18 protein-coding genes are annotated in these 18,759 nt (G+C 45.2%); 13 read left to right on the plus strand and 5 right to left on the minus strand.

All coding sequences use genetic code 11. The features are described 5' to 3' along the window. Positions 1-8 precede the first annotated feature (8 nt). From ACZOTW_RS00840 to ACZOTW_RS00860, 5 genes are all read right to left on the minus strand, one after another. Positions 9-1,118 (minus strand): glycosyltransferase, encoded by a 1,110-nt coding sequence (locus ACZOTW_RS00840; protein ID WP_483997230.1) that lies wholly within the window; start codon positions 1,116-1,118, stop codon positions 9-11. Positions 1,119-1,254: 136 nt separating this feature from the next. Next, positions 1,255-1,416: a rubredoxin gene (gene rd, locus ACZOTW_RS00845; protein WP_177746643.1), complete on the minus strand. Its 162-nt coding sequence runs from the start codon at positions 1,414-1,416 to the stop codon at positions 1,255-1,257. 20 nt (positions 1,417-1,436) lie between these two features. Beyond that, positions 1,437-1,949 (minus strand): flavin reductase family protein, encoded by a 513-nt coding sequence (locus tag ACZOTW_RS00850; protein WP_428042347.1) that lies wholly within the window; start codon positions 1,947-1,949, stop codon positions 1,437-1,439. Between the two features lie 13 nt (positions 1,950-1,962). Further along, the gene (locus ACZOTW_RS00855) at positions 1,963-3,159 is read right to left on the minus strand and encodes an FprA family A-type flavoprotein (RefSeq protein WP_483997231.1); all 1,197 of its coding nucleotides are present in this window, start codon (positions 3,157-3,159) and stop codon (positions 1,963-1,965) included. A 20-nt stretch (positions 3,160-3,179) separates the two neighbouring features. Then, positions 3,180-3,566: a desulfoferrodoxin gene (locus ACZOTW_RS00860; RefSeq protein ID WP_428042859.1), complete on the minus strand. Its 387-nt coding sequence runs from the start codon at positions 3,564-3,566 to the stop codon at positions 3,180-3,182. A 469-nt stretch (positions 3,567-4,035) separates the two neighbouring features. Here ACZOTW_RS00860 and dnaA point away from each other — a divergent pair, with 469 nt between their 5' ends. From dnaA to rfaD, 13 genes are all read left to right on the plus strand, one after another. Next, on the plus strand, positions 4,036-5,403 hold the full coding sequence (dnaA, locus tag ACZOTW_RS00865) for a chromosomal replication initiator protein DnaA (protein ID WP_483997232.1): 1,368 nt from the start codon (positions 4,036-4,038) through the stop codon (positions 5,401-5,403). Positions 5,404-5,574: 171 nt separating this feature from the next. Further along, positions 5,575-6,684: a DNA polymerase III subunit beta gene (gene dnaN / locus ACZOTW_RS00870; RefSeq protein ID WP_177746652.1), complete on the plus strand. Its 1,110-nt coding sequence runs from the start codon at positions 5,575-5,577 to the stop codon at positions 6,682-6,684. Next, positions 6,684-6,980, plus strand: coding sequence for a DciA family protein (locus ACZOTW_RS00875; RefSeq protein WP_177746654.1), 297 nt, complete (start codon positions 6,684-6,686; stop codon positions 6,978-6,980). Before dnaN ends, ACZOTW_RS00875 begins: the two co-directional genes overlap by 1 nt. Before the next feature lie 30 nt (positions 6,981-7,010). Then, positions 7,011-9,485, plus strand: a complete 2,475-nt coding sequence (gyrB, locus tag ACZOTW_RS00880; RefSeq protein ID WP_428077139.1) for a DNA topoisomerase (ATP-hydrolyzing) subunit B — start codon at positions 7,011-7,013, stop codon at positions 9,483-9,485. A gap of 56 nt (positions 9,486-9,541) precedes the next feature. After that, complete coding sequence (gyrA, locus tag ACZOTW_RS00885) at positions 9,542-12,055, plus strand: DNA gyrase subunit A (protein ID WP_483997233.1); 2,514 nt, start codon at positions 9,542-9,544, stop codon at positions 12,053-12,055. A gap of 225 nt (positions 12,056-12,280) precedes the next feature. Continuing rightward, entirely contained in the window at positions 12,281-13,744 is a 1,464-nt protein-coding gene (locus tag ACZOTW_RS00890) for an alpha-amylase family glycosyl hydrolase (protein ID WP_483997234.1), read from the plus strand. Positions 13,745-13,944: 200 nt separating this feature from the next. Then, complete coding sequence (locus ACZOTW_RS00895) at positions 13,945-14,202, plus strand: AtpZ/AtpI family protein (protein WP_177746663.1); 258 nt, start codon at positions 13,945-13,947, stop codon at positions 14,200-14,202. Continuing rightward, positions 14,189-14,950, plus strand: a complete 762-nt coding sequence (atpB, locus tag ACZOTW_RS00900; RefSeq protein ID WP_483997235.1) for a F0F1 ATP synthase subunit A — start codon at positions 14,189-14,191, stop codon at positions 14,948-14,950. The genes ACZOTW_RS00895 and atpB overlap by 14 nt, the downstream gene beginning before the upstream one ends. A 44-nt stretch (positions 14,951-14,994) precedes the next feature. Further along, positions 14,995-15,225 carry an ATP synthase F0 subunit C gene (gene atpE, locus ACZOTW_RS00905; RefSeq protein WP_177746667.1) on the plus strand — a complete coding sequence of 77 codons (231 nt, stop codon included), beginning with the start codon at positions 14,995-14,997 and terminating at the stop codon, positions 15,223-15,225. Positions 15,226-15,242: 17 nt separating this feature from the next. Next, positions 15,243-15,737, plus strand: a complete 495-nt coding sequence (atpF, locus tag ACZOTW_RS00910; RefSeq protein WP_177746670.1) for a F0F1 ATP synthase subunit B — start codon at positions 15,243-15,245, stop codon at positions 15,735-15,737. A 1-nt stretch (position 15,738) separates the two neighbouring features. Beyond that, the gene (atpH, locus tag ACZOTW_RS00915; RefSeq protein WP_483997236.1) at positions 15,739-16,266 is read left to right on the plus strand and encodes an ATP synthase F1 subunit delta; all 528 of its coding nucleotides are present in this window, start codon (positions 15,739-15,741) and stop codon (positions 16,264-16,266) included. A gap of 13 nt (positions 16,267-16,279) precedes the next feature. After that, positions 16,280-17,815 carry a F0F1 ATP synthase subunit alpha gene (gene atpA / locus ACZOTW_RS00920; protein WP_428042852.1) on the plus strand — a complete coding sequence of 512 codons (1,536 nt, stop codon included), beginning with the start codon at positions 16,280-16,282 and terminating at the stop codon, positions 17,813-17,815. Further along, positions 17,816-18,751, plus strand: a complete 936-nt coding sequence (gene rfaD, locus ACZOTW_RS00925) for an ADP-glyceromanno-heptose 6-epimerase (RefSeq protein WP_177746675.1) — start codon at positions 17,816-17,818, stop codon at positions 18,749-18,751. Positions 18,752-18,759: the final 8 nt, after the last annotated feature.

Genomic DNA, 18,759 nt, shown 5'->3' on the forward strand with positions numbered 1-18,759 from the left:
AAAAACTCCTAATTTGTTTTCACGTGAAAACTATTGTTTAAAACTTGTTGATAAATTTGTTGATATTGTTGAGAACTTTGCCCAATCCGCTTGGAAATTTGAAGAGAATTACCCCTCATTGTTTCGCGCAGTTGTGCATTATTTATCAATTCTGCCATAAAGCAACTTAACAGCGTAATGTCTTTAGATGGAAAAACAAATCCATTTTTTCCGTGTTCCACCCACAAAGGCATATCGCCTACTTTACTAACTAAGCAAGGCAATCCTACTTGGATAGATTCCAGTAAAGATAAAGGCAAAGATTCTTCTATGGACGGCAAAACAAATATGTCCGCCATATTCAGCCATTCATTGATATTATCTTGCTCTCCGGCCAGCAATACCACTTTCTCCAAGCCATTTTGGCGGATAAAATCTTCTAATTCGGGCCGTTTTTTTCCTTCTCCTACATATACCAAGCGGGCATTTTTATACGTTCGTGCCACATTACGAAATGACTGTAATAAAGACAGAGGATCTTTAACCGAGGTCAATCGGGCCACTTCTATAAAAACAATATGCTCCGAGGTGTAGGCATACTTTTTCCGCATTTTATCACGCAGTGTTTCGTCCGCATAAAAAACAGTTTTATCCACTCCGTTTGGAAGTAAATAAACTTTATTTTTATTATACTTTTGCTTTTCTATTAAATACCTAGCCGTTGAAAAGGATTCTGCCACAGTCAGCGTATCTAAATCTTTTAATAGTTTATCTGCCCAACGGAGCGGAAAAATCTTTTTAGATAAGTCAAAATGCGGAGTGCTAATAAGTTTCACTTTTTTGCCTGCACACGCAACCCGGGCATATTCTATTGCGCGGTAGAGCATAGCGTGCACAATATCCGGCTGAAAATCTTTTATCTGCGCCGCTAATTTTTGGATAATCCGCCCACCATAGCCGCGCATATTTAGGCTTATTACCTCAATGTGATGTTTGGTTAATTCCTGTGCCACCGGGCCAAGCGGTTTTAAACAGACCACCCGCACAGCGTGAACTTGGGCTGTTTTTACAGATAGTTCCAAAAGGGCTTTTTCCGCCCCCCCCACATCAGTTGAAGTAATAACATATAAAATTTTCATATTTCTTATTATACCAAGTTTAACACTTGTACGCGGGTTGTAAAAAGAACAAAAAAACGGGCCGTAAAATGCGCCCGTTTTTTATGTGAAAAAAATACTTAAAATTTAAGCATTTTTTTCAAAACAGCCCCTAATTTTAATTTTGCGGCTTAAACTGGTCCTTTCCTACCCCGCAAACTGGGCAAATCCAGTCCTCTTTTACATCTTCCCACTTGGTTCCGGCCGGGACTCCGTTATCCGGGTCGCCCACCGCCGGGTCATACACATAACCGCAAACTTCGCAAACATATTTCACCATAATTTACTCCTCCCATTTTTTTATAAATGCGTAGCACCCGCAGGCGTTTTTCCTTTTATAACGTGATGATAATAATCATACGTCAAAGGTTTTCCCTCCGGATTTAACACACCCGCATCCTTTACCTGCCCAATAAAAAGTGTATGGGTGCCCATATCTACCGTTTGGCTCACCTCTACTTCCATATAAGAAAGTGTATGTTCCCCAACGATAGGGCACCCCAAAAAACCCATTTTATAGGGAACCTTGGCCAATTTATCAAATGTCCGCCCCGAGCGGAAACCGAAAATTCCAATAAACGGCAAAGGTGTATTTTGTTCAAGCGGCATAGCGGCAAACACGCGGCTTTTTAAAATCATATCGTGCGTAAGGCTATTTTTATTGACGGAAATAGCCATTTGGGCCGGTTCCGCCGTTACCTGAAAAACGGTATTTACAATAAGCCCGTTCTTTTTTTCCCCCTCACAGGTGGTAACAATATACAGCCCGTACGTGATATAATTAAGCCCTTTGTTAATGTCGTTTACCGCCATATAAAATACTCCGTTATTTTACTTTTTCGGCCAATTTTTGGCTGATAAGTAAGCCTAAATCCCGGCAGGCTTGCTTTACTTTCTCGTCGGGAACAAAGGGAGATTTAATAGCCGGAGCCACCACCTCCACTTTCATCGCTTCCAAGGTTTTAGTTAATTCATCAATAGGCGCGCCACTCCAACCATAAGAGCCGAAAGCCGCCCCGATAAGACCTTTTTTGCGCAAGCCTTTTAAGTAGCAAAGCATATCCGCCATAGACGGAAAAATTTGGCTATTAAGTACCGGCGAACCGATAATCAGCGCACTTGCGTCCAGCAGTTCTGTAACCACATCGCTGCGGTGGTTGCTGTGCATAGAAAGTTGTTTTACTTCCGTGCCGCCCGCGCGAAGGCCGTCGGTAATATAAGAAGCCATTTTTTCCGTACTGCCCCACATAGTATCGTAAACAACAACAGCCTTATTTTTAGGAGCCTGAGCGGCCCATTTAGCATATAAATTAACGATTTTAGCCGGGTCTTTGCGCCATACAAAACCGTGGTCCGGTGCAATTAAACGCGGAGCCAATCCCATTTGTTTAACTTGCTCCAAAAAACGCAAAACAATATCGGAATAAGGCAATACAATATTGGCATAATATTTTTCCGCTTCATACAACCAAAGACGTTCTTCGTTTTCGTCGTCAAACAGTTTTCCTGTGGCATAGTGCATACCAAACACATCGTTAGTAAACAGGACGTTTTCTTTTTCCAAGTACGAAAACATACTGTCCGGCCAGTGCAGCATACGCGCTTCTACAAACGAAATGGTATCACCGCCAACGTCAATACGGTCTCCTGTTTTAACGGTTTTTAACTTCAAATCACAATGAAATTGCTCGGTAATGTCTTTAAATCCCATTGTAGAAACATAGACTTCTTCCGGCTCAATATAATTAACGGCCTGGGGTAAAGCGCCGGAGTGGTCCATTTCCGAGTGGTTGGAAATAATAATTTTGATTTTTTTCGGGTCAATTACGCTTTGTATGCGCTCCATCATTTCGCCGTAAAATTCCTTTTTAACTGTATCAATAAGAGTGGGTTTTTCTCCCATTACCAAATAAGCATTATACGTCGTACCGCGCTTGGTGGAATAACCGTGGAAATCGCGAATATTCCAATCAATCGCCCCCACCCAATAAACTTTTTCCGAAATTTTTACCGCTTGCATCATATTATGTTTTTCCCCTTAAATTAATTTTCCTTCTGCCACAAACCGTGCAAATTGCAATATTCACGCGCTATTACTTTATCCGAATCACTCTTAAATTCAGCCTGCGGTTTTTCTCCGGGCTTCAAATATTTGCGCTGAACCTTGCCGCATTTTTCGCAAACCAGTTCAATCCACTCAATATAATGGTTATCCAGCATCGGGTGTTCCACGCTCCCCACAGTTACGCGGTATCCGCCGTCAATTTTTTCAATCACCGGGACGTGCTTTTCAGCCGCTCCGTCGGAAAGACCTGCCTGCATTAGTTTCATAGCGTGCCCACAGCAGGAAAGTTCTCCCCCCGCCGCGTGTACTACTTCCACTATATTGCCGCAGGTTTCGCATTTATAAATATCGTTCAATTTTGTCATATGCACCTCTAATAAAAATTTGGTATTTTTGTAACCAATCTTATTTTTTTCTGCAATAAACTGTATATAAGTTATTATACCTTGTTTATTGATTACTATAACCTCTGTTTTATCTGTAATAAAATAGGAAGTTATTTTATTTTTTGCAAATCAGTTCATTATTAAAAAAATCCTTATTAATAATAATTCCTATTAATAATATATCATATTTTATACTTCTTTGCATCATAACAAAGGAACCGCGCCCGCACAAGCCAAAAAATAGATTAGTTTATTTAATAGTGTGTTTTTTGGCAAAAACCGCGTTTTTACCACTTTTACAACTTTTTAATAGAAATATAGCCGAAATTTTAAAAATCGTTTTATTTAGCATTTTAACCCCATTATTAAACGTTTTAATTATTTTTATTTGACGGAGTCCGTAATAAGTGGTATTATAAAGAATATATTATTTTATGGTGGCTTTACTGTGGATAATTTTCAGGACACACCCCAATTAGTTCCCGTTTTTCAAGATATAGAAAATATTATAGGTAAGGATACTTACGATATGTGGCTCCGCCCGGCCCAATTTGGCTACGCGGGCAACATACTCACGATTTCTTTGCCCAACCAATTTTGGGGTAAAACAATTCGCGAGCGTTACGAACATATTATAAAGGACGCTTTTTTAAAACATTTGGGCGCGGAAATTACCATTGTTTACGAAGTTTCCGTCCAGGAACCCGCCCCGGCGGTGCAAACAGCGCAAGATGTTATTCCCGCGACACCTGCCCCCGCGGCTCCTGTGATAAAAAAGAATTCTTTTCCCTCGCGGTTAAATTCTGCTTATATGTTTGATAATTTTATTGAATCCCCCTCCAACCGTTTTGCTTATAAAGCGGCTGAGGCCGTAGTTCATAAATTAGGCAACCGCGAAAATAATCCTTTGGTCATTTATTCTTCCCCGGGACTTGGTAAAACCCACTTACTGCACGCTATCGGAAACCAAATTTTAAAGGAAAATCCAAACGCCAAGGTATTATATATGTCCGGCGAAGAATTTGTGAGCGAATATATTGAGGCTTTGCAGAATAAGGCCTCGGAAAGTTTCCGCAAAAAATACCGTTCCTTGGATTGTTTTTTAATGGACGATATCCAATTTGTAGCCGGCAAATCCGCCAGTGAGGTAGAATTCTTCTACACTTTTAACGCACTGTTTGAAAGCCATAAACAAATAGTGTTGTCGTCAGACAGAACGCCGCAGCAGTTGGAATTAGATGAACGCTTATCCTCGCGTTTACTCTCCGGTATTTGTGTAGAGGTAAAACGTCCTAATTTGGAAACGCGTATTGCTATTCTGCGCCAAAAGCGCGACAGTATCAACTTTGACATTGGCGACGATGTACTCGCCTTTATAGCAGAGGGTGTACAAACCAATATCCGCGAATTAGAAGGCTCTTTATTCCGTTTGGTGGCCTATTGCGGAATGCACAGCGTAACGCCTACTATTTCTATTGCCAAGGAACTGCTGGCCGATATCTTGGTAAGCGACAATGATTTATCTATTAACGTCAATACCATTAAAAAAATTGTAGGCAAACATTTTAATATAAAAATGGAAGATTTTAATTCCAAGCGCAAAACCCAGTCTATTGCGTGGCCGCGCCAGATAGCCATGTTTTTAACCACGGAACTGACGGATTTATCCCTGCCGGAAATCGGGCGGGAATTTAACCGCGACCACAGCACAGTGGTCCACGCGCGCGACTTGGTAAAAGAAAAAATAGAAACGGATCCCTTTTTTGCAGCCGAAATAAACCAAATTATTTTGGATATTAAGGCTGTGGATAAGTAGTATATAACCGGTGGATAACTTGGGAATAAGGTTAAAAAACGGCTCATAAATTTTTTTGCGGTGGATGATGTGGATAAATAAACCGGGTTATACACAATTATCACAAACAAGTTGTATAGGTAAAATCACATTATCCACGCAATCAACAGGACATATAACAGAGATTAAGATATGAAAATAAATATTACTAAATCAACCTTTTTGGAAGGCATACAGATTGTTTCTTCGGGTGTTTCGTCCAGAACCACTCTGCCTATCCTGCATAACTTTTTGATTGAGGCGCAAGCCGGAAAGTTAAAGTTGGTCCGTACCGATATGGAAATGGCCACTATCCACTATTTAAACGCCGAAGTGGAAGAAGAAGGCAGTATTACCGTACCGATAAAAGAATTTTCGGAAATCATCAAAAACTTACCCGATGATAAAGAAATTAACTTATACACCGACGAAAACAATAAATTTCATATCAAATCCGGCAAGAGTAAATTTTGGGTAATCGGTACTCCCAAGTCCGAATATCCGGCTATCCCCGAGGTGGAACGCACCAACAGCGTTTCCTTATCTCCCTTGGAATTACAGGATATGGTGGTCAAGACAGCATTTTCCGCATCCACCCAGGAAACCCGCTATATTTTGAACGGCCTTTTGTGGAATAACACACCCGAAAAGTTTGAAGTAGTCGCCACGGACGGCGGCCGCTTGGCTGTGGCTTCTCATGCGGCTTTACCGGGCAGTAATGAATTTAAAATCATTATTCCTACCAAAATTTTAAACGAAGTTTGCCGTTATATCGCTATTGCTAAACCCGGCAAGGATGATATGATTGAAGTGAATGTGGCTTCCAACCAAGTCAGTTTTATGATGAAGGAAACCACTTTCATCTCCCGCTTAATTGAAGGCAATTTTCCGAATTACAACCAAGTAATTCCTACCAAAAAGAACCTCGGTTTTGAGGTTTTTACCAAGGATTTATTGGCTTCCACCCGCCGCGCGAAACTTTGTATCGGAGAATTTGGGGCACTCGTTAAATTTAAATTGGAAAATAACAATTTGACGATTTCCGCCAACTCCCAGAAAATGGATTTTACGGACGAATTACCCGTAGAATATACCCAAGAAGCCTTTGATGTGGCTTTTAACCCGGATTATATTATTGATGTACTTAAAAATATCGCCACGGAAAAAGTTTCTTTTTCGTTTGTAAATGCTTCACAGCCTGTATTAGTGGAGCCGGTGGGCGATACAATGTTTAAATACGTCATTATGCCGGTGCGCGCTTAATGAAGTTTGGCCAAAATCCCAAAAAAGAGTGGCGTTCCAGTGCAGAGCTGGAAAACCGTTTTAACGGCCTAAACCGCCGTTTAAACAGGTTGATGATCTTGGACCACGTTTGGCATCAGTTGATTGGAAATAAAGCCAAATTTTGGGTATTAAAGGCCGTTAAAGACGATACAATCTATGTGCAGGTTAAAATTTCGGTGGCTAAGAACGAATTAATCGCCCGCCGCCAACAGTTAATCAAAGAACTGAATAAACATTTTGAACAGCCGTGGATTGGAAAAATAGAAATACAATAGATTTGCCGTATTTACATTAAGGAGTTGTAAATGACAACCGAAGAACAGAAAGAGAAGGATTACGATTCTTCCAAAATTACCGTTTTAGAAGGATTGGAAGCGGTCCGCAAACGTCCGGCTATGTACATTGGCTCTACGGGGCTTCCCGGGCTTCATCACTTAGTGTATGAGGTGGTGGATAACTCTGTGGACGAAATTTTAGCCGGCGGGGCCACTACCATTACCGTTACAATTAAAGATGATATGACCTGCTCTATTCAGGATGACGGGCGCGGTATTCCTGTGGACCTGATGAAGAACGCCAAAGATGCCAAACTGCGCAATAAATCCGCCTTGGAAGTGGTAATGACCGTTTTGCACGCGGGCGGTAAGTTTGACAGCGGTGCTTATAAAGTATCCGGCGGTTTGCACGGGGTGGGTGTATCCTGCGTAAACGCATTATCCGAAACTATGGAAGTGGAAGTCCGCCGCAACGGTCATATCCACTACCAGTGCTATCACCGCGGTAAACCGGCTGAACCTGTTAAGGTTATCGGCGATACTGATGAACACGGTACAAAAGTAACTTTCCACGCTGATAAAGAAATCTTCGGCGATGTAGCCTTTTCCTATGAAACAATTGGTAACCGTTTGCGCGAACTGGCATTTTTAAACGCGGGTATCAAAATTGTTTACACGGATGAACGCAAAGAGGATAACCAAACCGTTACCTTCCACTATGAAGGCGGAATTTCCCAGTTTGTTAAGTATTTAAACACAAACAAAACCGTTATTAACCCGGAACCTATTTACTTAACCAAAGAGGTGGGGGATAACTATATTTCCTTTGCTATCCAGTATAACGAAAGTTATTCTGAAAACGTGTTTTCGTTTGTGAATAATATTCACACCGTGGAAGGCGGTACGCATTTAAGCGGTTTCCGCTCCTCTCTTACACGTTTGATTAATGAATATATCAAGAGTAATAACCTTTCCAAACACAAAGATATTTCTGTGGGCGGGGATGATATTAAAGAAGGTTTAACGGCTGTTTTGTCTGTTAAAATTCCTCACCCGCAGTTTGAAGGGCAGACCAAAACCAAATTGGGAAACTCGGAAGTGGAAGGTATTGTCCGTTCCGTCGTGAGCGATACGCTTTCTACGTTTTTTGAAGAAAACCCCAAAACGGCTCGCGCTATTTGTGAAAAATGTGTCGGTGCCGCAGTGGCGCGTGAAGCCGCCAGAAAGGCCCGCGATTTAACCCGCCGCAAAGGTGCGTTAGAAGGCGGCGGCTTGCCGGGTAAACTCGCCGATTGCCAGGAAAGAGATTCCGCCAAATGCGAACTTTTCCTCGTAGAAGGGGACTCCGCCGGTGGTTCCGCCAAACAAGGGCGCGACCGCGTATTCCAGGCTATTTTGCCGCTTCGCGGTAAAATTTTGAACGTGGAAAAAGCCCCGCTCGTGAAGATTTTATCCAGCGATACCGTGCGCGACTTAATTGCCGCTGTCGGTACGGGGGTAGGCGAAGGGGAGGGGGGATTTGACCTTTCCAAACTCCGCTACCACAAAATTATTCTAATGGCTGATGCTGATGTGGACGGACAGCACATTTCTACCTTGCTTTTGACGTTCTTCTACCGCCAGTTAAAGCCGCTTATTGAAAACGGACACATTTATTTGGCCCAACCGCCTTTGTATAAGGTTAAAAAAGGCAAAGTGGAACAATATTTGCAAACAGAAGACCAAATGCAACAATGGTTGATGAAAGAGGGGCTTGCTACTGTTACGGTTACAGATATGAAAAAACAGGAAGCCTTATCCGGCGACCAGTTGCGCGATTTACTTAAAATCTTGCGTGATGTGGAAGATATCCTTGCTAAACTGGAAATTAAAAACATTACGCTTGCTGACTTTATGGCGTTCCTCGCCGAAGGCAAGGTGCCGGTGTACCGCATTCCGTTAAGAAGCGGCGGTTTCCGCTATTTCTATACGGAACAGGAATACCGCGAATACGAGGAACAGTATATGCAGGAAAAACGCGAGGAATTGGCTGCCGACGGTGTGGATATTGCCACCGTCAACACAGATTCGCTCGTGCCCGAACACCAGAGCCTGTTTGAATTTGGCAAATTATTAGCCTCCGAAAAGAAGATGGAAGTTTTTGGCTTTACGTTTGCCCAATACCCGGTGATTGAAAATGAAAAAGAACGTATCAATCCCTTGTTTAAAGTAAACAACGGCAAAACAGATGCCTTGGTTTATAGTTTGGCTGAACTCTTGCACGCGGTGAAGGAAGCCGCTTCCTCCGGTGCTACGATTCAGCGCTACAAAGGTTTGGGTGAAATGAACCCCGAACAGTTGTGGGAAACCACTATGGACCCTGCTAAACGCAAACTTATCCAGGTAAAAATCAACGACGCTGCCGACACCGAACAGGCGTTTACAATGTTGATGGGCGATAAAGTGGAGCCGCGCCGCGACTTTATTCAATCGCACGCCTTGGAAGTAAAGAACTTGGATATTTAATATACGGGGCGTTAAACGCCCCAACAGATTTAATCCGTAACAGGAGATATTTTTAAATGAGCGAAGAAATGAACAACCAGCCCCAAGCCCAAAATACAAATGTGGACTTGTTTGGCAATATTCAGCAGCGCGATATAGCGGGCGAAATGCGTTCTTATTACATTGATTACGCTATGAGCGTAATTGTAGGACGTGCTTTGCCTGACGTACGCGACGGTTTGAAGCCGGTACACCGCCGTGTGTTGTATTCTATGAACGAAATGGGCTTAAAATACAATAAAGCCTATAAGAAATCTGCCCGTGTAGTAGGTGATGTACTCGGTAAATATCACCCGCACGGTGATACCGCCGTATATGATACGCTCGTTCGTATGGTGCAGGATTTTTCCCTGCGCAAACCTTTAATTGACGGTCAGGGTAACTTTGGTTCTATTGACGGGGACTCCGCCGCCGCTATGCGTTATACCGAGTGCCGCCTGCAACGCATTTCCGAAGAAATGCTGGGGGACTTGGATAAAGATACCGTCAAAATGATTCCCAACTATGACGGCTCTTTAATGGAACCCTCCGTATTGCCGGCCAAACTTCCGGCTTTGCTCGTCAACGGTTCTGCCGGTATTGCCGTAGGTATGGCTACCAATATTCCTACGCATAACTTGGGCGAAGTCTGCGACGGCATTATTGCTTACATCCAAAACCCCGATATTTCCACCAAGGAAATGATGAAGATTATCAAGGGGCCTGACTTTCCCACGGGTGCTATTATCCGCGGAACGAAAGGTATTTATGAATATTTTGAAACAGGCCACGGCAGCGTAAAAGTACAAGCCACTACGGAAATTGAAGAACGCAAAAACGGCCGCGAAGCCATTATCGTAACGGCTATTCCGTATCAGGTAAACAAAACGGCTCTTATTGAAAGCATTGTCGATTTGGTGCGCGATAAAAAAGTTACCGATATTTCCGATATCCGCGACGAGTCGGACAGACGCGGTATGCGCCTGGTGATTGAGGTAAAACGTGACGGAAATGCCCAAGTGGTGTTGAACCACCTCTTTAAGCATACCCAGTTGCAAACCTCTTTCCCGGTCAATATGTTGGCGATTGTGGACGGCCGCCCGCGCGTGCTGTCGCTTAAAGAAGTAATGAAGGCCTATGTAAAACACCGCCAAGAGGTTATTACCAACCGCACAAAATTTGATTTAAATAAAGCGCAAAGACGTGAACACGTTTTGAACGGTTTACTCGTGGCTATTGCCAATATGGACGAAGTCGTCGCCATTATCCGCAAAGCCAAGGACCCGACCGAAGCCAAATTTACGTTAATGCAGCGCTTTACCTTGTCCGAAGTGCAGGCGCAGGCTATTTTGGATATGCGCTTACACCAGTTGACGCAACTGTCCGCGCTTGCTATTGAAAACGAACGCAAGGACCTGCTTAAACTGATTGCGGAATTGCAGGATATTTTGGGTAACCCGCAGCGTATTTTGGATATTATCGTAGAAGAACTTACGCAGTTGAAAAAAGACTACAACGACCCGCGCCGCACCGAAATCGGCCCGGATATGACGGACTTCTCTATGGAAGATTTAATTGAGAAGGAAGATGTAGTCATTACCATTTCTAACGACGGCTATGCCAAACGCATTCCGCTCTCCACTTACAAGAGCCAGAACCGCGGCGGCAAGGGCATTATCGGCAGTAAGACGAAAGAGGAAGACTTTATGGAACACCTCTTTGTAACGTCTTCCCACGCCACTATTTTGATGTTCACCAACCGCGGCCGTGTGTTTGCATTACGCGCTTTTGAAATTCCCGAAGGAAACCGTATGTCCAAGGGTAAGGCTATTGTCAACCTGTTGCAACTGACGGGCGAGGAAAAAGTAACCGCCGCCACCGCGATTGAAACGTTTGACAAAGAACATTGTGAAAATACTTATCTAACCATGTGCACCCGCTTGGGCACCATTAAACGTGTGGAATTAAGCGAGTTTGCCAATATCCGCCGCTCCGGTATTATTGCTATCGGGTTGGAAGAAGGCGACGTGCTTGTCGGTGTACAAACGACGCACGGTAAATCGGATATTTTAGTGGCTACTAAAAACGGCAAATCTATCCGCTTTGACGAAAACCAAGTGCGTTGTATGGGCCGCCCGGCTAAGGGTGTGCGCGCCATTAACTTGGGCGCCGGCGATGTAGTGGTGGGTATGGAACAAGCCCCCAATGACGAACCGCAGCCCGACGTGCTTTCCGTATGTGAAAACGGCTTTGGTAAACGCACGGAATTTAGCGAATATAAACGCCAAAACCGCGGCGGTATGGGTGTGATTACCATTAAAACCAGTGCGCGCAACGGCTCGGTAGTGGGCATTAAATTGGTGGACGAAACGAAAGACTTGATGATTGTAACCGAAAAGGGTATGACCATCCGCGTCCGCTGTGCCGATATCCGTTCCGTCAGCCGCAACTCCCAAGGGGTTACGCTGGCCAAAATGGACGAAGGCGACAAAATTGCCCGTATTGCTCCTGTCGTAAAAGACGAGGAAGAATCCGCAACGGACGAAAAATAATCCGCTAACGGACTAGATTACAAAACCCCGGCAGAACAAATTTCTGCCGGGGTTTTTGCGTGTTAAAGGAGTTTTCTTACGGGTTGTTTTATAAGGGGGCATCACAACAGTAACAGCGTGGCTCCATTAATTATTATTTGGGGTATAGCGTGGCTGTCCGCAGGCTCGGCAAGGTGTTTACAAGCGGGCGCGAAAGTGCTATAAAAGTAAGAGGGGAAATCTATTATGAGGACAAATCCGCATATTTTAGAAATAAATACGCGTTCCTGGTTAAAACGGCTGGAAACGCAATTAAACCGGCCTGTAACTTTGGCAAATATTCCGGATGAACAATGGGATAAAATCAAAGATGCGGGCTTTGATGCTGTTTGGCTGATGGGGGTATGGAAATTAAGCCCGGCGGCAGAAAAAATTGCGCGCGAGCATAAGGATATCCAAGCGCAAATCCGTGCCATTAAGCCGGATTTTAAGCCGGAGGATATCACGGCTTCTCCGTATGCCGTATATGAGTACACGGTTAATCCGTCGTTGGGCGGGGACGAAGCCTTGCGTACCGTGCGCCGTAAATTAAACGAGCGCGGTGTTTGTCTGCTTTTAGACTTTGTCGGTAACCATACGGCTATTGACAGCCCGATGATTACCGCGCAACCCGATTTGTATATTAATACCGGTAAAAATGCGCCCAAATCACATCCGGATTGGTTCTTTAAAAATCCGGACGGGGTATATATTGCCCACGGGCGCGACCCGTATTTTGCTCCGTGGACCGATACGGCGCAACTGAATTATTTTAATCCAAAAACGCGGGCCTTTATGTTGCAAAACTTGTTGCGCGTAGCCGATATGTGCGACGGTGTGCGTTGTGATATGGCAATGCTGCTGCTCAATAAAGTCCATCGGGATACTTGGTGGGAATTTATCGGCAGCGATTTGCCCAAAGAAGAATTTTGGCGCCAAGCCTTAGACAGCGTGCGTGAAAAACACCCGGAGTTTACGTTCATTGCCGAAGTGTATTGGGGATTAGAGTGGGATATCCAGGAAATGGGCTTTGATTATACATACGATAAAGTTCTCTACGACCGTTTGCGTTTTTCTAATGCCGAGGATATCAAGGGCCACTTGGGCGCGGAGCATTTGTTCCAAATGCGTTCCATCCGCTTTATCGCTAACCACGATGAAGAAGAAAGTTTAAAGGCGTTTGGTAAGGAAAAATCTTTGGCAGCCGGTACGATTATCGCTACGCTGCCCGGCGCGCGGATGTTCCATTATTTTCAAATTTTGGGCCGCCCGGCGCGTATGCCTATCCAATATATCAACGATACCTTTACGGAAAATGCCGAAGTAAAAGCCTATTATATGCGGTTGTTGCAAATCGCCTCCGCTCCGGCCTTTCACGGCGGACAATGGTCTTTGCGGGATGTAACTCCGGCCGAAATGGGGAACAACAGTTTCCGCAATATTTTGTCTTGGCAATGGAAACAAATGAACACCGGCAAAATGGTGGTTATCAATTACAGTAATGCTCCTGCCAAAGGCCGCCTGCATTTAAAAGGGGTCTATGGTCCCAACAGCCAGGTAACCGAGGAGTTTACGGGTGAAAAGGTAACTGTTTCGCCGGAAATGCTTTCCCAAGGTTATGTAGTGGACTTGAAACCCTACGAAAGCAAAATCTTCACTTATACGGTGTAAGAAAGTGCAATTTGTATAAAATCCCCGCTTGCTGTTTTACGCGGGGTTTTTTATTCGCTTAAAAAAGTGCGCGGGGTTGATAAATTTAATACAATACTAATAGGCGGCGGTTGTACGACTTAAAGCGGTAGATTTTTTGCCCAAATTGTTTTATAATATTAAGTGTACTTACCGCCCGGTAAATAAACCGGGGGATACTTATGGCGCTTGGACCTTTTACCCAACAGGACCATTTACAAATTACGACGTTAGGCTTGGAGTTTGCCGTGTCGGAAATTTTAGGCGCTTATGTAGGATACCGGCTGGATATAAAAATGAACACAAGCCCGTGGTGTTTAATCGGGGGCGTAATAGCCGGGTTTGCATTGGGCTTTTACCAAATTGTGCGTTCGGCCAAACAGATGCAAAAGGACGCCGCAACTTTAAAAAAGGCAGATAAAAAAGATGGACGTAGCTGAAATAATTTCTCATCATATTTTGGACCACGATTGGGGTGTAGCCCTGGGTGGTTTTCGTATTCCGCTTACCACGCATAGCGTGACTATTTTGGCGGTAAGTGTAGTGTTGTTTGGCGTGTTGTGCTGGATTTCCCGCGCCCGCCAAAGCCGTTCCGGCCGTTTGCTTACGGCCTTAGCCGAAGAATATGTGTTGTTCATCCGCGATGGTATGGTTTTACCCAATATGGGTAAAGAGGGCAAAAATTTTCTGCCGTATTTCTGCACGCTGTTTTTGTTTATTTTGTTTGTAAACTTAGCGGGTATGATTCCGGAAATGAAGACCGCTACTTCTAATATTTCCGTTACGGCCGCCTTAGCCTTGTGTTCGGGCGGGCTTATCTTGTATAGCGGGCTTAAATTTCACGGAATTATCGGGTTTTTAAAAGGGTTTGTTCCTTCCGGCACGCCCGGCTGGCTGGTACCTCTTATTTTCCCGTTGGAAGTTGTCAGTTTGGTTATCAAGGTATGCGTGTTGGCTATTCGTTTATTTGCCAATATGCTATCGGGCCATATGGTATTGATTTGCTTGCTTTTGATTATTTTTATTGTCGGGCAAATGCACGTTGCGGCAGGTGCCGGGGCACTTGTGCCGGCGATGTGTTTGGAAATTTTTATGACGTGTTTGGAACTGTTGGTAGCGTTTTTACAGGCGTATGTGTTTACGTTGCTGACGGCTATTTTTGCAGGATCGGTCATTCATACGCATTAATTTGAAAAATCTATCAAGGGGATTACCCCAAAGGAGAAAAACTTATGGAACTCGTAGCACTTAAATATATTGCCGCCGGTATCGGCGCTGGACTTACCGTCATTGGTGCGGGGCTTGGTTTGGGTAAAATCGGCACCGCCGCTTTGGAAGGTACCGCCCGCCAACCGGAAGCCGGTTCCGACCTGCGCACCACGATGATTATTATCGCCGCGTTGTTGGAAGGTGCCGCTATGTTGGGCTTGGTTATCTGCTTGCTCACGATGGTAATGAAATAAACATAAAAGAGTAATCTATGGAAGATTTATTGAAGCCTGATTACGGCGTACTCGCTTTGACGGTCTGCAATTTTTTGCTGCTCGTTTATTTGCTTAAAAAATTTGCGTGGAACCGCATCATTGGTGCGTTGGAATCGCGCGAACAGCAAATAGCGCAGGATAAACTGCAAGCCCAACAAGCGCGCGAGGCCGCGGAAAAAATCAAAAGCGAACTGGACGAAAAATTAGCCCAAATTGCCGATGAAGCCGCTAAAAAAATGGCCGAAGCCGTAAAAATGGGCGAAACGCAAAAAGAACAACTCTTGGCTGCGGCCAAAGAGCAGTCCGAACGCCTGGCAGAACAGGCCAAGGCGCAAATTGAAGCCGAAAAGAACAAAGCGCTTTCGGACGTGCGCGGCGAAATTGCCCGCGTGAGCGTGCTGGCTGCTTCCAAGGTAATTGAACAGCAGTTGAACGAAGACGCTGCCAAAGCCGTGGTGGACCGCGTACTGGCAGAAGTAAAGGCGAAGTAATATGAACAGTTCAGACAGAATTGCGGTGCAGCGTTACGCGGCCGCCTACAACGCATTAAGCGCCACCAACGAGGATGCCTCCCGGCGGGCGGAATCCCTCCGGCTGGCTACCCAAGCATTGGCAGGCGTGCAAACGTATATGTCCAGCCCGCGTATTTCCACCGAAGAGAAAAAACAAACCGTCAAGGCCGCTCTTGCCGCATTGCCGGAAGCCGCTTCGTTTGTGGAAGTACTGCTGGATGCCAAGCGTTACGCGCTGTTGGACGCCGTCGTCCGCCGCGTGGAAGAACTGTTAGACGAACGGTTGGGTATTTTGCGCGCGGAAGTTGTTTCCGCCCGCACCTTAAACGAAACCCAGCAACGCCAGACCGAAGAAGCTCTTTCCGCGCGTTACGGCGGAGAGGTTAAAGCGATTTTTAAAACGGACCCGGCTCTTTTGGGCGGACTCCAAATTTGGTGCCGGGGAGAACTGATAGACGGCAGCCTGCAAGGGCGTTTAGCCAAGTTGCAGGCGGAACTCGCACAGTAACAATGGTAATTATATGGCAATCAGACCAGAAGAAATAACCAATATCATTAAAGAAAAAATTGAACATTTTGACGCGTCTGCTGATGTAAACGAAGTAGGTACCGTTATCCAGGTAGGGGACGGTATCGCCCGCGTACACGGGTTAAACAACGTAAAAGCATCGGAATTGGTGGACTTCGGCAACGGGGTAAAAGGTATGGCGCTGAACCTGGAATACGACAACGTCGGCTGCGTGCTGATGGGGCCGGACCATTTGGTTCACGAAGGCGGTACCGTTAAACGCACCGGCGAAGTTATCAGTATTCCCGTAGGCGCAGATATGATTGGCCGCGTGGTGGACCCGCTCGGCAACGCATTGGACGGCAAGGGTGCGGTAAAAACCGATAAAAATATGCCGCTGGACATTGTAGCCCCCGGTATTATTGACCGTCAGCCCGTTAAACAGCCGCTCCAAACCGGTATCAAAGCCATTGACGCAATGGTGCCGATTGGCAAAGGCCAGCGCGAACTGATTATCGGCGACCGCCAAACGGGTAAAACCGCTATTGCGGTGGACGCTATTATCAACCAAAAGAATATTCCCGCTTCCGAGCGCTGCATCTGTATTTATGTGGCTGTCGGCCAAAAACAGAGCACGGTGGCCCAAGTGGTCAAAACTTTGACCGATTTTGGGGCTATGGACTATACGATTGTAGTGTCCGCCACCGCTTCGGACCCGGCCTCCCTTTTGTATATCGCCCCATACGCAGGTTGCGCTATCGGCGAATATTTTATGTGGCAGGGCAAAGATGTGCTTATTGTGTATGACGATTTGTCTAAACACGCGCAGGCATATCGCCAGATGTCCTTGCTGTTGCGCCGTCCGCCAGGCCGCGAAGCCTACCCCGGCGACGTATTTTACTTGCATTCCCGCTTGTTGGAACGTGCTTGCAAACTTTCCAAAGAAAACGGCGGCGGTTCCATTACCGCTTTGCCTATTATTGAAACGCAGGCCAACGACGTTTCCGCGTATATTCCAACCAACGTAATTTCTATTACCGACGGACAGATTTACTTGGAAAGCAGCCTGTTTTTAAGCGGTATTAAGCCGGCTATTAACGTCGGTTTGTCCGTATCCCGCGTGGGTGGTTCGGCCCAGCGCAAAACAATGCGCAAAGTGGCCGGTACACTGCGTATTGACTTATCCCAGTATCAAGAATTGGAAGGCTTTGCCCAATTCGGTTCCGAACTGGATAAAGAATCCCAACGCCAAATTGCCCGCGGTAAACGTATGACGGAACTGTTAAAGCAGAACCAGTATTCTCCTATGAAAGTAGGCGAAGAAGTGTTGGTCCTCTACGCGGGGACTCACGGCTATTTGGACACGGTGGAAGTAAGCGACGTGTTGGAGTACGAAAAACAACTCCTCGCCTATGCCCGCGCCGAACGCAAGGACGTGCTGGATATGCTCAATGCCTCTGTGGAACTGACCCAAGAAGTGGAAGAAAAAATGGTCAGCGCGTTAGATGCTTTTAAAACGGTTTTTAAACCCTCACAACAGGAGAAATAAATGGACGCTAAAACCAAGAAAAAATACCTGGTTACCGGCGGTGCCGGATTTATCGGCAGTAACATTGCTAAAACGCTGGAAGCCCAGGGACACGAAGTCACCGTATTGGACGATTTTTCCAAAAACGGACATTTCAAAAACTTAATCGGTTTTAAGGGCGACGTCATTACGGCTGACTTGTTTGAATATATGCCGACCGATATGTATTTTGACGCCATTTTCCACGAAGCGGCCATCACCGATACGACGGTTATGGACCAGAAAGCGATGATGGAACAAAATGTGGAAGCGTTCAAGAATTTACTCGCTTTTGCGGCGGATAACGAGATTAAAAAGGTTATTTACGCTTCTTCTGCGGCCACTTACGGCAACGGGCCTGTTCCCAATGTGGAAACGCAGCCCACACACCCGGAAAACGTCTATGGCTTTTCTAAGGCCATTATGGATAATGTAGCCCGCCAATTTGCCGACGATAATAATGATATGAAGATTATCGGTTTGCGTTATTTTAACGTATATGGTCCCGGCGAATATTTTAAGGGCAAAATGGCCAGTATGGTCTATCAGTTATACAACCAGATGAAGGCCGGCAAACGCCCGCGCGTGTTCAAACACGGCGAGCAAATGCGCGACTTTGTGTATGTAAAGGATATCGTTAAAATCAACCTTTGCGCCTTGAATAACGGCAAAGAAACAGGCGTTTACAATGCCGCTACGGGTATTCCGCGCGATTATAACGACATTATCAAATGCTTAAACAAAGAACTGGGCACTAACTTGGAACCGGAATACATTGATAATCCGTATCCGTTCTTCCAGTTAAAAACCCAGGCGGATATTACCAAATCCAAAGAAAAATTGGGCTACGAGCCGGACTACTCGTTGGAAGCGGGTATTGCGGATTATGTGTCCATTTTGGAAGGCCGCAACAAATAAGGAACCGC

The sequence above is a fragment of the Candidatus Avelusimicrobium sp. genome (assembly GCF_056976295.1).

What these genes read in the sequence shown, in the direction of transcription:
- ACZOTW_RS00840 (WP_483997230.1), bottom strand. Translation starts at nt 1,118, where the DNA reads ATGAAAATTTTATATGTTATTACTTCAACTGATGTGGGGGGGGCGGAA.
- rd (WP_177746643.1), bottom strand. Translation starts at nt 1,416, where the DNA reads ATGGTGAAATATGTTTGCGAAGTTTGCGGTTATGTGTATGACCCGGCG.
- ACZOTW_RS00850 (WP_428042347.1), bottom strand. Translation starts at nt 1,949, where the DNA reads ATGGCGGTAAACGACATTAACAAAGGGCTTAATTATATCACGTACGGG.
- ACZOTW_RS00855 (WP_483997231.1), bottom strand. Translation starts at nt 3,159, where the DNA reads ATGATGCAAGCGGTAAAAATTTCGGAAAAAGTTTATTGGGTGGGGGCG.
- ACZOTW_RS00860 (WP_428042859.1), bottom strand. Translation starts at nt 3,566, where the DNA reads ATGACAAAATTGAACGATATTTATAAATGCGAAACCTGCGGCAATATA.
- dnaN (WP_177746652.1), top strand. Translation starts at nt 5,575, where the DNA reads ATGAAAATAAATATTACTAAATCAACCTTTTTGGAAGGCATACAGATT.
- ACZOTW_RS00875 (WP_177746654.1), top strand. Translation starts at nt 6,684, where the DNA reads ATGAAGTTTGGCCAAAATCCCAAAAAAGAGTGGCGTTCCAGTGCAGAG.
- gyrB (WP_428077139.1), top strand. Translation starts at nt 7,011, where the DNA reads ATGACAACCGAAGAACAGAAAGAGAAGGATTACGATTCTTCCAAAATT.
- gyrA (WP_483997233.1), top strand. Translation starts at nt 9,542, where the DNA reads ATGAGCGAAGAAATGAACAACCAGCCCCAAGCCCAAAATACAAATGTG.
- ACZOTW_RS00890 (WP_483997234.1), top strand. Translation starts at nt 12,281, where the DNA reads ATGAGGACAAATCCGCATATTTTAGAAATAAATACGCGTTCCTGGTTA.
- ACZOTW_RS00895 (WP_177746663.1), top strand. Translation starts at nt 13,945, where the DNA reads ATGGCGCTTGGACCTTTTACCCAACAGGACCATTTACAAATTACGACG.
- atpB (WP_483997235.1), top strand. Translation starts at nt 14,189, where the DNA reads ATGGACGTAGCTGAAATAATTTCTCATCATATTTTGGACCACGATTGG.
- atpE (WP_177746667.1), top strand. Translation starts at nt 14,995, where the DNA reads ATGGAACTCGTAGCACTTAAATATATTGCCGCCGGTATCGGCGCTGGA.
- atpF (WP_177746670.1), top strand. Translation starts at nt 15,243, where the DNA reads ATGGAAGATTTATTGAAGCCTGATTACGGCGTACTCGCTTTGACGGTC.
- atpH (WP_483997236.1), top strand. Translation starts at nt 15,739, where the DNA reads ATGAACAGTTCAGACAGAATTGCGGTGCAGCGTTACGCGGCCGCCTAC.
- atpA (WP_428042852.1), top strand. Translation starts at nt 16,280, where the DNA reads ATGGCAATCAGACCAGAAGAAATAACCAATATCATTAAAGAAAAAATT.
- rfaD (WP_177746675.1), top strand. Translation starts at nt 17,816, where the DNA reads ATGGACGCTAAAACCAAGAAAAAATACCTGGTTACCGGCGGTGCCGGA.